The sequence below is a fragment of the Acinetobacter sp. 16 genome, assembly GCF_033439925.1.
In the GTDB taxonomy this organism is placed as follows: domain Bacteria; phylum Pseudomonadota; class Gammaproteobacteria; order Pseudomonadales; family Moraxellaceae; genus Acinetobacter; species Acinetobacter junii.
Window position 1 is genome coordinate 3,256,879 of record NZ_CP137746.1, and the last position, 13,168, is coordinate 3,270,046.

The 13,168-nt window shown below is 40.7% G+C and carries 14 protein-coding genes; 3 read left to right on the top strand and 11 right to left on the bottom strand.

Annotation, left to right across the window (positions count from 1 at the left end; all coding sequences use genetic code 11):
* Positions 1-159 precede the first annotated feature (159 nt).
* Positions 160-867: a M23 family metallopeptidase gene (locus R2H34_RS15790; RefSeq protein WP_004909910.1), complete on the bottom strand. Its 708-nt coding sequence runs from the start codon at positions 865-867 to the stop codon at positions 160-162.
* Positions 868-974: 107 nt separating this feature from the next.
* Between R2H34_RS15790 and R2H34_RS15795 the strand changes: the two genes are divergently transcribed.
* On the top strand, positions 975-1,415 hold the full coding sequence (locus R2H34_RS15795) for a hypothetical protein (RefSeq protein ID WP_004964937.1): 441 nt from the start codon (positions 975-977) through the stop codon (positions 1,413-1,415).
* A 98-nt stretch (positions 1,416-1,513) separates the two neighbouring features.
* Here R2H34_RS15795 and lpxC read toward each other — a convergent pair whose 3' ends face one another.
* The 9 genes from lpxC to R2H34_RS15840 all read right to left on the bottom strand — a co-directional run bounded on the left by lpxC (position 1,514) and on the right by R2H34_RS15840 (position 11,541).
* Entirely contained in the window at positions 1,514-2,416 is a 903-nt protein-coding gene (gene lpxC / locus R2H34_RS15800) for a UDP-3-O-acyl-N-acetylglucosamine deacetylase (protein ID WP_004909915.1), read from the bottom strand.
* 111 nt (positions 2,417-2,527) lie between these two features.
* A complete protein-coding gene (gene ftsZ, locus R2H34_RS15805) occupies positions 2,528-3,709 on the bottom strand; it encodes a cell division protein FtsZ (protein WP_004909919.1) in 1,182 nt (393 codons plus the stop codon).
* 166 nt (positions 3,710-3,875) lie between these two features.
* Entirely contained in the window at positions 3,876-5,138 is a 1,263-nt protein-coding gene (gene ftsA, locus R2H34_RS15810; protein ID WP_004909921.1) for a cell division protein FtsA, read from the bottom strand.
* Between the two features lie 65 nt (positions 5,139-5,203).
* Complete coding sequence (locus tag R2H34_RS15815; protein WP_004951291.1) at positions 5,204-6,061, bottom strand: cell division protein FtsQ/DivIB; 858 nt, start codon at positions 6,059-6,061, stop codon at positions 5,204-5,206.
* A 6-nt stretch (positions 6,062-6,067) separates the two neighbouring features.
* Positions 6,068-6,994 (bottom strand): D-alanine--D-alanine ligase, encoded by a 927-nt coding sequence (locus R2H34_RS15820; protein ID WP_004964941.1) that lies wholly within the window; start codon positions 6,992-6,994, stop codon positions 6,068-6,070.
* Between the two features lie 110 nt (positions 6,995-7,104).
* Positions 7,105-8,550: a UDP-N-acetylmuramate--L-alanine ligase gene (gene murC, locus R2H34_RS15825; RefSeq protein WP_004909932.1), complete on the bottom strand. Its 1,446-nt coding sequence runs from the start codon at positions 8,548-8,550 to the stop codon at positions 7,105-7,107.
* Positions 8,551-8,563: 13 nt separating this feature from the next.
* Positions 8,564-9,661: an undecaprenyldiphospho-muramoylpentapeptide beta-N-acetylglucosaminyltransferase gene (murG, locus tag R2H34_RS15830; RefSeq protein WP_017397599.1), complete on the bottom strand. Its 1,098-nt coding sequence runs from the start codon at positions 9,659-9,661 to the stop codon at positions 8,564-8,566.
* A 229-nt stretch (positions 9,662-9,890) separates the two neighbouring features.
* Positions 9,891-10,835, bottom strand: coding sequence for a glutathione synthase (gene gshB, locus R2H34_RS15835; RefSeq protein ID WP_099947880.1), 945 nt, complete (start codon positions 10,833-10,835; stop codon positions 9,891-9,893).
* A 223-nt stretch (positions 10,836-11,058) separates the two neighbouring features.
* A complete protein-coding gene (locus tag R2H34_RS15840) occupies positions 11,059-11,541 on the bottom strand; it encodes a glutathione peroxidase (RefSeq protein ID WP_004951282.1) in 483 nt (160 codons plus the stop codon).
* Positions 11,542-11,720: 179 nt separating this feature from the next.
* Between R2H34_RS15840 and R2H34_RS15845 the strand changes: the two genes are divergently transcribed.
* Complete coding sequence (locus R2H34_RS15845; RefSeq protein ID WP_004964947.1) at positions 11,721-12,173, top strand: MarR family winged helix-turn-helix transcriptional regulator; 453 nt, start codon at positions 11,721-11,723, stop codon at positions 12,171-12,173.
* Positions 12,174-12,362, top strand: coding sequence for a DUF3565 domain-containing protein (locus tag R2H34_RS15850; RefSeq protein ID WP_035334310.1), 189 nt, complete (start codon positions 12,174-12,176; stop codon positions 12,360-12,362).
* A 56-nt stretch (positions 12,363-12,418) separates the two neighbouring features.
* Here the strand turns inward: R2H34_RS15850 and R2H34_RS15855 are convergent, their stop codons facing one another.
* Complete coding sequence (locus R2H34_RS15855; RefSeq protein ID WP_004964955.1) at positions 12,419-13,153, bottom strand: RloB family protein; 735 nt, start codon at positions 13,151-13,153, stop codon at positions 12,419-12,421.
* Between the last annotated feature and the right edge of the window lie 15 nt (positions 13,154-13,168).

Consider the following 13,168-nt stretch of genomic DNA (forward strand, 5'->3'; position numbering starts at 1 on the left):
TCATGTTTTGGCTTCATAAAGGTATCGCCCCAAATGAATACAAAATGCCTTAATATTTTCTCACTAAATAGTCATTGACCTAAATAAAACAAAAGACATAAAAAATCGCCAATAATGGCGATTTTCTCAGAATTAATATACAAATGTTATACAAATGACTTAAGGCAGCATCGCTAAGTATGTTGATGGATTTTTACGCTGACCATCTTTAACAACTTCAAAATGTAAATGCGGACCAGTACAACGACCAGTACAACCTACATTTGCAATGTGTTCACCTGCACTCACTCGATCACCAGCATTTACGATTAAACGCGAAGCATGAGCGTAGCGTGTGATATATCCATTGCCATGATCAATTTCAACGTATTGTCCATAACCTGAACCCCAACCAGATTTTGTTACAACGCCAGGACCGGTTGCATAAATCGGAGTTCCAGATGGTGCTGAAAGATCAATACCTGAATGGTGACGAGTAGAACCGAGTAAAGTACGAGTTCCCCAAGATGAACTTACACGACCCTCTTCCAACGGATGGCTCACTAACCAAGAATAACCCGTATTTGATGAAAATGATGATGTAGATTTTTCTTTCGGAGTAGAAATTGCCGAACGGCCATATTTCTTTTCAATCATTGCGTTGTTTAATTCAATCGTCTTTTCACGCAACTGAACAGATACATTTGAAACTGCTGGTAGATCTATATCATCTGGATGATTATAAGAACCTTGAGCAAGTGTTTTTGATAATTCTTCTAAACGGTCATCACCCGTAGTTTGAGTGATATTTTGATAATCTGCAAAGGCAACCGATGCTGCAGAAGCAGCTAATGAAAATGCGAGTAAAATACGACGCGTATGATGCATAAAAAACCTCTTGAAACCGTCCTTACTAAAGTTCCTTTATCATCTCTTCCTTGAAATCAGCTGAAGTGAACGCTTAAGATGAACATCTAACCTCGTGGGAAGTTAAAATGTCTGAACCTACAAACGTCTTTCAACAGAAAGGACAACACATAAAAACAGGAAACTTAACGTTTCTGACTACGCAAGTCACACAATGGAAACAACTTACGAAAATTATTCAACCATTATTGCCCCAACCAGAACAATGGCAGGTTGTTTGTTATCAACATGGCGTTTTGACCATAACAGGTGAAAATCAAGCAATGATTAGTCAGCTCAGTTATTTACAAAGTCACTATGTTGCGCAGTTAGCTCAGCTTGAAGGTCTCAGAGATTTAAGAAAAATCCAAGTCCGTTTAAGAAATAAGACCGTGGTTTCTCAACAAGTCTCTCCCCCGCCTCAAGCACTTTCTTCAGAGACAAAGGAGCTATTACGCAGTGCCGCTGAATATGTGAGCGACGCTAAGCTTAGCCAAGCTTTACTACGTTTGGCAAGCAATAAAAAGTAAAGTACCGATATTGACGATCGAAACACTCAATCAAATAACGAGAACTACATCACAATTTTAATTGTTATAATATAACATACACAATATAAGACAATGACTTATGTCACACTTACATACGGAATCGGACATTCATTCTCGTTAATAAATGTTACAATTTCATAGCTGCTTGGATCGTTTTGAACATTGCGAAGAAGCTGATTATTCAGAGCGTGTCCTGACTTATAGCCATCAAATTTCGCAATAATTTGATGCCCTAATAGATATAAATCACCTACTGCGTCTAAAATCTTATGGCGAACAAACTCATCGGCGAAGCGCAGCCCTTCTTCATTGACTACGCCTGTATCATCAACACCAATCGCATTTTCCAAACTTGCACCTAATGCAAGATTGTTGGCTTTTAAATAATCCAAATCTTTCATGAAACCAAAAGTTCGGGCTTCGCTAACTTCATAGACAAAGGTTTCTGTAGAGAAGTCGATACTGACAGATTGATATTCTTTTGCGAAGGCGGGATGGTCAAAATCGATCGTAAAATTAAGTTGAAAACCTGAATGAGGGGTAAAAATAGCACGCTTATCCTCAAGCAGCGCTTCTACAGGTTTTAAAATTCGGATAAATTTCTTCGGTGCATTTTGCTCTGCGAGCTCACCTTGCATAAGAAGATAGATAAATGGACCAGCACTACCATCCATGATTGGCACTTCAGATGCAGACACTTCAACGATAAGGTTATCAATCCCCAATCCTGCAATCGCACTCATCACATGCTCAATCGTTCCGACTTTAATGTCTTCTCGAACGAGATTGGAGCACATAAAGGCTTCTTGGATAAGTAAAGCATTTGCTGGAATATCAACTGGCGGATTTAAATCAATACGGCGAAAGACAATACCTCCATCAATATGGTGTGGAACAAAATTAATCAGCACCTTTTGACCACTGTGCAGACCAATACCGCTCGCTTTCACCACACGTTTCAAAGTACGTTGTTTCACCATGCCACGCCAACTTCATTTGCAAAAACCGATATAACTTAGCATATTTTGCCATTTTAAAAAAATAAAAAAGGGGACAATTACTGTCCCCCTTTAGCTAAACATATGATTTTGTTATTTACGCTGTTGATTTTTCAGATAGTCCTGAATGCTCATCGGCGAAGAACGCGGGGTTGAACTTGGTGCGTTCGCTACTGGTGATTCAGCATTTGTACGCTTACTAATTGCAGGTACATCATCTTCATCAACTGATTGTTGGGCTGTATGTGCTGTGGCATGATGCGTTGTCGTAACGCGCTTCTTCGCCTCAACTTCGCTCGCATTACGAGTCAGACCAGTTGCAATTACAGTCACACGAAGTTCATCACGTGCATCAGGATCAAATACCGTACCGTAGAAGATTTCACCTTCGTCCAAATCAACAATTTGATTGACCACATCGGTAATAATTTCTGTTTCACGTAAGGTAATATCATCACCACCAGTAATATTGATCAATACACCTTTAGCATTGATAATATTCACGTTATCGAGTAATGGGCTACGGATTGCTTGTTCAGCTGCTTGGCGAGCACGGTCTTCACCACGTCCCAAACCAGCACCCATCATTGCATAACCACGTGTGCTCATCGCAGTTTTTAAGTCAGCAAAGTCTAGGTTAATGTGACCACGATTTACCACTAAGTCAAAAATACTGCGAACAGCATTTAACAATACATCGTCTGCCTTTTTATAGGCATCTTTCATTGAGATGTCACCATACACGCTGAGTAAGCGTTGATTTGGGATAATAATCAACGAATCTACATGTGCTTCAAGTGCATCAATACCTTTTTCAGCTGATTTTTGACGACGACGACCTTCAAAATTAAAAGGGGTTGTCACAACACCAACGGTCAAAATACCCATTTCTTTAGCTACTTCGGCAACCACAGGTGCTGCACCTGTACCTGTACCACCGCCCATACCTGCAGTGACAAAAACCATGTCCGTGCCTTCGAGATGTTGACGAATCACTTCACGGCTTTCTTCAGCAGCAATCTGACCAACCTCTGGATTTGCACCTGCACCTAAACCACGAGTACTTTGCTCACCCAGCTGGATCTTGAATGGAGCATTCATGCTATCTAGGGCTTGTTTATCCGTGTTTGCACAAACAAACTTTACGCCTTTGATGTCTGACTGCACCATGTGTTGAACAGCGTTACCGCCACCACCACCCACGCCAAATACTGTGAAACGGGCTTGACCGTTGCCATCGTCTAGTTCATCTTCTATAAATTCAAATGAGGCCATGACCTTTAGATTTCCTAATATATAAATGGCAGTTACTTCAGCCCGTTACTGCCTTGATTTTTAAAACTACTGATGCCTAGGATGCTGTTCAATATTACTCAGCTTGTCAAGTCCAGTGACTTACTATTACAACTTCCTAACAATTTTTCCCCAAAATACCTACAAGTTAGAAAATCGCCTTAAGCTTGCTATTGAGTGCATTCCAACCATTTGCGACACGATCCATAAAACTCCGATCATTCGCTTCTTCAGGTTCTTCAACAGCATCTTGTAAGTCACTTTGGCTAAACATCAACAACCCTGCCGCTGTCGCATACATTGAACGACGCAATGCAGGTAAGTGCTGATCTTCAGCATAAACTTGCAAAGGCGGATTACCCAAGTGTGCAGATACACCAAGCATACGACGTGCCAAATTCACCATTCCTTCAATTTGACAAGCATCACCTGTGAGTACAACACCATGATATAAACCATGTATTGCACCACTATGCTCTAACTCTTCACGGATAGATGTAAAGATTTCTTCATAACGTGCAATTACAATTTCTGCAAGCTCAATACGACTAATGGTTTGCGTACCATCAATACCTTGAACTTGAATCATATGGTCTGGTTTGACCACACTGATATCGACACAACCATGTAAAATTTTGATGCGTTCGGCTTCTTCAGTTGTAGTCTGTAAAACTGCTGCAATATCACGTGTCACATTTTCACCACCACGCGGTAAAGTACGTGCTAATGCCAAACGTCCATCCAAATAAACCGCAATATTGGTAATACCTGCACCAATATCAACTAAACAAACACCATATTCTTTTTCATCTTTCAGCAAGCTCGATTCAGCTGTTGCAAGGCAAGATACCACCATTTTCTCAACACCAATGTTCGCACCTTTCATCGCGCGATCAAGGTTTTGCATAGTGCTGATCGGCATCATCATCAGCTGATAGTGTCCTGTCATGCTATGTGCTGACATATTCACAGGATTTTGTACCCATTCAGCAGAGTCACCTAACTCAAAGCCTAAAGGCACAGCACTTGCCAAATAATAATCAGGGGTCACATGGCTCGCTTTAGCCAACTCTAACGCTCTAACTACTTCATTTGTCGTAATAATATGATCATGATTTGCGACAGGAGTGCGACCTGAAGCATAAAAACTTTGTAATTCAGTACTTGGTATCGACACCCATGCGCTATGAATACGACATTCCGCCATATCTTCTGCTTCGGATACTGCATTTTTAATGGCAGCAATCACTTTGTCTAAGCTGACAATCTTGCCTTTAACCATACCTCGGTTGCGAGCAGTTGCCATGCCGATCACTTGGATTTTATCCGGTGCATGGATCTTACCAATCAAAACTGAGACTTTATGAGTCCCAATATCAATCGCAACAACTGAGGGAACAGCTTCACTCATTACTTCAATACCATATCTTTTGTTGTTTATACGGGCAAAATTGCCTGTTATTTTCAAGCCACGTATTATGGCTTTGCCTGAATTGCACCCGCAAGGTTTGTGTCATCAATCGTTACAACTAATTGACCATTGACAATCTTTGGCGGCATTGCATTTTTCCACTGAATGGCTAAACCATTTCGGTAACGTAAATCAATCGCCGAGATTTTTGACCATACAGGTTTTAAATCCGTTTGTGCCAATTGGCTCAAGCGTTGTAACTTATTCATGGTTTGATCTTGGTCAACAATAATACGTAAACCTGAGTCAAACTGCATGAACCATGTCATACGCTCTGTTAAATAAAGCTCTTTTAACCGCAAATTTGCAGGATAAAACAACTGATTAATTTCATTATAGCGACGCATCATCATTTTGGATTGGCTGACTGGACCATGCAAAAGCGGCAAGTTTGGATGTACCTTTGGCACAGCTTCGCTAAATACATCGCCATTATCACTGAGCAAGCGCCCTGTTCCCCAACGTGCAATCGCATGTCGCGGCATCACCCGCACACGAATTGCATTTGGCCAAGCTCGTGAAACTACCACCCGATCAACCCATGAGACTTGTAACGCCTGATCACGAATTAATTCTAAATCTGAAGTGAAATAATTATCTTTAATTATAGGATTGAGATGTTGAACCAACTGTTGGTTCTCAACTTCTGATTGAGTACCCACCACCTGCAATTGTGCCACAGTTGCATCTGTCATGACTTTATATAAGCCATAAAGACCAACTGCAAGCACGGCAAATGCAACAACAAGAAGCAGCCAACCACCCGCGTTCACCATTTTTTGTTTAGGCGAAGGCGGTTTCTCATGAATAGAGCTGATGGCAGGTCGTGTTTTACGACGCATTGATGCAGGAAGTTGAGCCATGAATAATTAAGCCGACTTTGCTAAAGTTTGCTCTAAAATTGCTAGGCAAAGCTCATCAAAACTATAACCGACCGCTTGTGCAGCTTTAGGTACAAGCGAGTGGCTGGTCATACCAGGTACAGTATTTACCTCTAACAACCAGAAATTACCTTGCTCATCTTGCATCGCATCAATACGTCCCCAACCTTCTGCACCTACTGCTTGAAATGCACGTAAGCATAGCGCTTGCAAAGACTTTTCTTCAGTTTCACTCAAACCACATGGAATACCATATTGCACATCATCGCGTTGGTACTTCGCTTCATAGTCATAAAATGCGACATCAGCTGGGGGTTGCAAACGAATAACTGGCAACGGTTGACCATTCAGGAAAGAAATCGTGAATTCACGACCCGTAATCCATTTTTCAGCCATGACCACTGCATCATGTTGAGTCGCTTTCTCGATTGCCGCAGCAAAATCTTCTGCTTTTTCAACTTTACTCATCCCGACACTCGAACCTTCATGTACAGGCTTGATGATCACGGGCAAGCCTAGATCAGCTATAACTGAGTTCAAATCAGAATCTTTTGTAATAATGCGGTATGGAGCTGTTGGCAAATCACTACCCTGCCAAATTTGTTTGGTTTTGACTTTATCCATACCAATCGCAGAGCCTTGAACGCCCGTTCCTGTATATGGAATATTTAACCACTCAAGCACACCTTGAATTTGTCCGTCTTCACCACCACGACCGTGCAATACAATAAATGCACGATCATAGGCAACAAGCTCAGTTACGCTTTTTTCTTGTGGATCAAATGCTTCTGCTTGTACACCTGAACGCAATAAAGCCTCTAATACAGCTTGACCACTGTCTAATGACACAGCACGCTCAGCCGACTTCCCACCAAATAACACAGCAACTTTGCCGAATTTTGCAGCATTTGACACGTTTATATCCTTAAAACTTTTCTAAATTCTCTAAATCTTCCCGCCCCATCTTTATGAAAGAGGGGAACTCCGCCCTTTGTTAAAAGAAGGTTGGGAGGAATTTTCTAAAACTACTGGGCATACAAGCGATGCTGAGCCAATTCTACCGAAATTGCACCGACGTTACCCGCACCTTGTGTTAATAACAGGTCATTCGGTTGTAACACTTTTTGCAAAACGTTTGGTAAATTTCCTTCAACAGGATCAACTAAAATCGGCTCAACCTGACCACGCAAACGAATACTACGCGCAAGAGCACGGCTGTCTGCACCCACAATCGGCTTTTCACCCGCTGGATAAACTTCTAACAATAAAAGTTGATCAACTTGCGAAAGAACATCCACGAAGTCATCAAAGCAATCACGAGTACGACTAAAACGATGTGGTTGGAACATCATGACTAAACGGCGATCTGGATGACTGGCACGCGCTGCCTTAATCGTTGCTTCAACTTCTTTTGGATGGTGGCCATAATCATCAACGAGTTTAACAGTGCCTTCACCAACCTCAAATTCACCTTGAACTTGGAAACGACGACCAACACCGCTAAAGCCTTCTAAAGCACGACAAATCGCACCATCAGAAACACCTTCATCTGTCGCAACACCAATCGCCGCAAGCGCATTTAGGACATTGTGTAAACCTGGTTGGTTAATCGTGACACGTAATGGCTCACGATCTTTACGCAATACAGTGAAATGTGAGCGCATACCATCTTGTTCAACGTCAACGGCACGTACATCATTATCTTCATTAAAACCATAGGTCAGTACTGGACGCCCAACACGCGGTAAAATTTCGCGAATATTGGCATCATCACCACATACCACAGCCAAGCCATAGAACGGCAAGTTATGTAGGAATTGAATAAAGGTATCTTTTAATTTATCGAAACTACCTTCATAAGTGTCCATATGATCGGCATCGATGTTGGTCACAATCGCGGCCATTGGCTGCAAATATAAGAATGAAGCATCTGACTCATCCGCTTCTGCCACGATAAAACGGCTTTCACCCAATGCCGCATTTACCCCTGTACTATTCAGCAATCCACCAATCACGTATGTCGGGTCAAGATTTTCTTCCGCCAACATCGTTGTTAATAAACTAGTCGTTGTAGTTTTACCATGTGTACCTGCAACTGCAATACCATGACGATAACGCATCAACTCACCAAGCATTTCAGCACGGCGTACAATCGGTGTGCGTTGTTCAATCGCGGCTTTAATCTCTGGATTTTCAGGATCAATCGCTGTTGAAACAACAAGGACGTTGGCATTTTTAATATTGTCAGCGCTATGTCCAATAAAGACTTTAACGCCATTCGCTTCGAGTTGCGCTGTGGTTTTTGAGGCTTTAATGTCTGAACCCGAAATTTTATAACCTTGGTTGGCTAATACCTCAGCGATACCGCACATCCCCGCACCACCAATACCAACAAAGTGGATGTTTTTAATACGGCGCATTTCAGGCACTTTGATTAGCTTTTTGGCTTGGTTTGGATTTGTAGGTGACATAGATGGACTCGAATTACAATTTTTTAATCAGATCAACCACATGCTGTGTAGCATTTGGTTGTGCTTGTTGACGTGCTTTAACTGCCATTTCAGAAAGTAACTGACGATTGATCAAGCTACTTAGCAGTTTATCTAACACATCAGGTGTCATTTCTGCTTGTTGACAAATCTTAGCCGCACCAACATTTGCTAAAAACTTCGCATTTGCAGTTTGGTGATCATCTACAGCGATCGGTAGTGGAACAAAAACTGCAGCAACCCCTGCTGTCGCAACCTCGGTGACGGTTAACGCACCCGCACGACAGATAATCAAATCTGCTTCACTATACGCCTTTGCCATATCATGAATGAATGGCTGAACATCAACTTTTAATGTCGCTGGCGCATCTTGATAACGCTCAAGCGTGACATCCTGTTGGTTCTGACCACATTGATGGAATACATTGAGAGGCGCATTTATTTTTTTCAATGCTGCGGGTAAGCGCTCATTCAACGCTTGTGCCCCCAATGACCCTCCCACAATCAAGATGCTAATCGGTTGATGCTCCTGCTCTCGGGTTTGATAACGCCAAGAAGGATTCAAAATCGAACTAATTTCCGCACGTACAGGATTGCCTGTGGTGACGACTTTATCACTGTTTGGGAAAGTATTTGGAAATGCCTGACACACGGTTTTGGCAATACGAGCCAATTGGGTGTTGGTAAATCCTGCAATCGCATTTTGCTCATGAATTAATACAGGAATACCAAGTAAACGTGCAGCTAAACCACCTGGTCCTGCGACATAACCACCAAAGCCTGCAACTACATCAACTTTCAACTGTTTCATGTAGCGCATAGCGCTTAAGGTCGCTTTTAAGATTTTAAAAGGTGCGCTGAGTTTACGGACTAAACCATTACCGCGTACACCTTGAATATCAATTTGATAGATTGGAATATTTTGATCTTTAAGTAAGCGATTTTCCATACCCGATGGTGTCGCTAACCATGAGACTTGGCAACCTTCTTGTTGAAGTTGTTTCGCAACTGCAAGTGCTGGAAAGACATGTCCACCTGTACCAGCGGCCATCATCATGACATGTTTGGGTTTGTTCTGTGGCGAATTGGTCACGGTCTAATTCTTCAACTCAAAAAAGAAGGTTATCGTCTATTGTTTTCGGGAGTTATTTTAATCCTAAAGCTTCATTCACGAAAAGCGAATTTCACCTGTTTACAACAGAAAGCGTAGCTTTTTTCAATTGTTTGCTAAAAACATGGTTCTGTCGACATCTAAATGCCCATTCGTATGTTAATTTTCGCAAAAAACAAATGGGCATTTGGGTCAAAATCTAACAGCTCAATTAATTTGAACGGCCTGCTTCTAAGACATTGAATAGATCGTCTGCAATCGACGTCCCAAATTGTGCATCAATCTCACGGATACAGGTTGGGCTCGTGACATTAATCTCTGTCACATAATTACCAATCACATCAAGACCGACAAAAACTAAGCCTTTTTCACGCAGGAAAGGACCCACTTTTGCTGCGATCATTTTATCATTTTCAGTGAGTGGACGCGCCTGACCTAGACCACCCGCAGCCAAGTTACCACGCACTTCGCCATTTTGTGGAATACGTGCCAAACAATAAGGTACAGGTTCACCGTTCACCATCAAAATACGCTTATCTCCTTCGACGATTTCAGGAATATAACGTTGCGCCATGATTGGACGTGTGCCCATTTCGGTGAGCATTTCTAGAGTTGAACCGATATTTACGCCATCTTGATATAAACGGAAAATCCCCATTCCACCCATTCCATCGAGTGGTTTTACGATCACATCGCCATGTTCTTTAATAAATTCACGAATCAGGCTTTGTTGTGAAGTCACTAAAGTGGGCACTTGAAGTTCTGGGAATTGAGTTGCAAATAATTTTTCATTGCAGTCGCGTAAGGATTGGGGTTTGTTAATAATCCACGCGCCTTCACGTTCTGCTTGTTCCAAAATATAAGTGGTATAGACAAAATTCATGTCAAATGGCGGGTCTTTGCGCATCAACACCACATCGTAGTCAGCCAATGACTCTTTGCGCTTGTCACCCAACTCATAATAATGATCATAATCTTCAAAGACTTTAAGCGGTGCAATCAGACCAAATGCTTTACCTTGATCAATATATAAATCGTGTTGTAATGCATAACCCAATTCATGCCCACGACGACTTGCCGCCCATAACATTGCCATCGTGGAATCTTTCTTAAGATTTACCGTTTCGATTGGGTCCATCACTACAAGTACACGCATAATTTGACGCTCGTATTTTTAATCTTGGCAAAAAGTATAGCGAAGTTTAGTGATGATGTTTAAACAAGTTATGTAATTCTTAAATCTAAAAAATTCTAATTTATTCAGATCACTAGATTCTATTTATTTAAATAGACGATTTTCTGAGTGATAAAAATTATAAAATTACTGGCAAATGATTTCATTGCCAGTAATTCGTGCAGCATTCGCTTTCAGCATCAAATTAAGCCAAAAGTTTCTGAATATCTTTGCCAATTTTTTCAGGTTTGGTCGTTGGAGAATAACGTTTAATCACTTCGCCATTTTGATTAATCAAAAACTTGGTGAAATTCCATTTGATGCTTTCACTACCTAAAATACCTTTGGCTTCTGAGGTGAGGTATTTATAAATCGGATGTGCATTTGAACCATTCACATCGACTTTGGCAAACATAGGAAATGACACACCATAGTTGCGCTGACAGAAGCTGCCAATTTCTTCATTGCTTGATGGGTCTTGGTTTGCAAACTGATTACATGGAAAACCTAAAATCACCAAACCTTGTTGTTGATAGTCTTGATATAGCTTCTCAAGCCCTTCAAATTGTGGGGTTAAGCCACATTGACTTGCAGTGTTCACTACCAATAAAACTTTGCCTTGATAGTCTGCAAGGTTCTTTTGCTCACCTTCTAAAAGTTCAGCCTGAAAATCATAAATTGTGGTCATACAACATCTCGCTCTGATTCAATCCATCTTATTTGCTTAATAGCTTTGTCTATTTGTTCAGCTATGCGAATTAATATTGCACACAATTATCTTGCATACAAGTTAATTATGCGCAATATACTTTTCTTATTAACCAATCTATACTGTGAGCTAGCAAAGGTGACCTTGGGGAGTAAAGCATGACTGAATTTTCTTACTTGGATAATCAAGTGTGTTTTGCAATGTATTCCGCGACCAATGCAATGATTCGTCAATATCGTCCCTTACTTCAGGAATACGACCTAACCTATCCGCAATTTATCGTACTGTTGGCTTTGTATGAAAAGGACAATGTGACGTTGTCTGAAATTGGACAAAAGACCTTTTTTGATTCAGGCACGCTGACGCCAATTATTAAAAAACTTGAAGAAAAGCAATTTTTAAAGCGCGTTGCGGTAAAAGAAGATGAGCGTATGAAAAAGGTAATCTTGCTAGAAAAAGCACTTGCTGCAAAAGATCAAATTACCTTAATTCCTTTTAAACTCGCCTGCTCATTGGGTCTCGATCCCAATGATTTGGTGGCAATTCATAATCTATGCCATCGTTTTTTAAAGGGTTTAGAGGATTCTAAACTCGAAAGTTTGAGTGAATAAATGCAGCAAGCTATTGTTGGTTTTCATATCGATGAAGAAAATCATTGGGTTGCTGATCTAGCTTGTGGTCATACGCAGCATGTGCGCCATGATCCACCGTGGCAAAATCGCCCTTGGGTGTTGACGGAGCAAGGGCGTAAGGAAAAGTTAGGGGTGATGTTGGAATGTAAGAAGTGTGAGGAGAAGTGATTCGCATTAGAGATTTTATGTTAAATGAGAAAGCACCTAGGTAGGTGCCTTCTGATTTAGATTTTTGATTCAATGAAGTCTTCTATATCTCTCTCAAATATATAAGAACTATTTTTGCAAAATATTGATTCTAATAATATGAGTAGTTTATGGACTGTACTTATAGGATTAATAGAGTCAACAGAAACCTGTTGCTCTATTAGCTTTGTAGAGTGATATATAGCTCTCTTATATTCATAAGTTAGTTTTTCAATGCTTTCTTTATTCGTCTCAGAATATTCATTGTCAAATTTTTGCCTAAAGTAGTCTTTTACAGTATCTCCAATAGATTTATTACCTGTAACATGAAAAGGCTTCGTGCATATTTCAAAATGAAGAGAAAAAAAGACTTCGATACAAGGAAAAGAATATATTGGAAAAATTCTAGTTTCCTTTGATTTGTAGTTACTTATCACATCAAGGAACTTTTTATTTTTTACCGTATCCAAATCAAATATGCAGAATATATATGTATAAGCATTCCCTTTTCTTTCTTCCGCTTTTGCTAATTTCACAGCCTCACTAACAATACCTACACTATCCGTACATGAGCTTTTTTCAGAAAAAACAGTAGGTAACGACATATTTTCAATTAGTTTCTGAAAATATATTTCTTCTGAATCGCCCTCTGTAAGTATTAGGACTTTAGGAATAAGACTACGATTACCGGCTGAACGTTTTGCAAGTTTACGATCTTCTTTTGCTTTGCGACTGGCTGCAATTCTCTTCTTCGCTATATCATCAGTACCCATTAAAAATCTCTATGT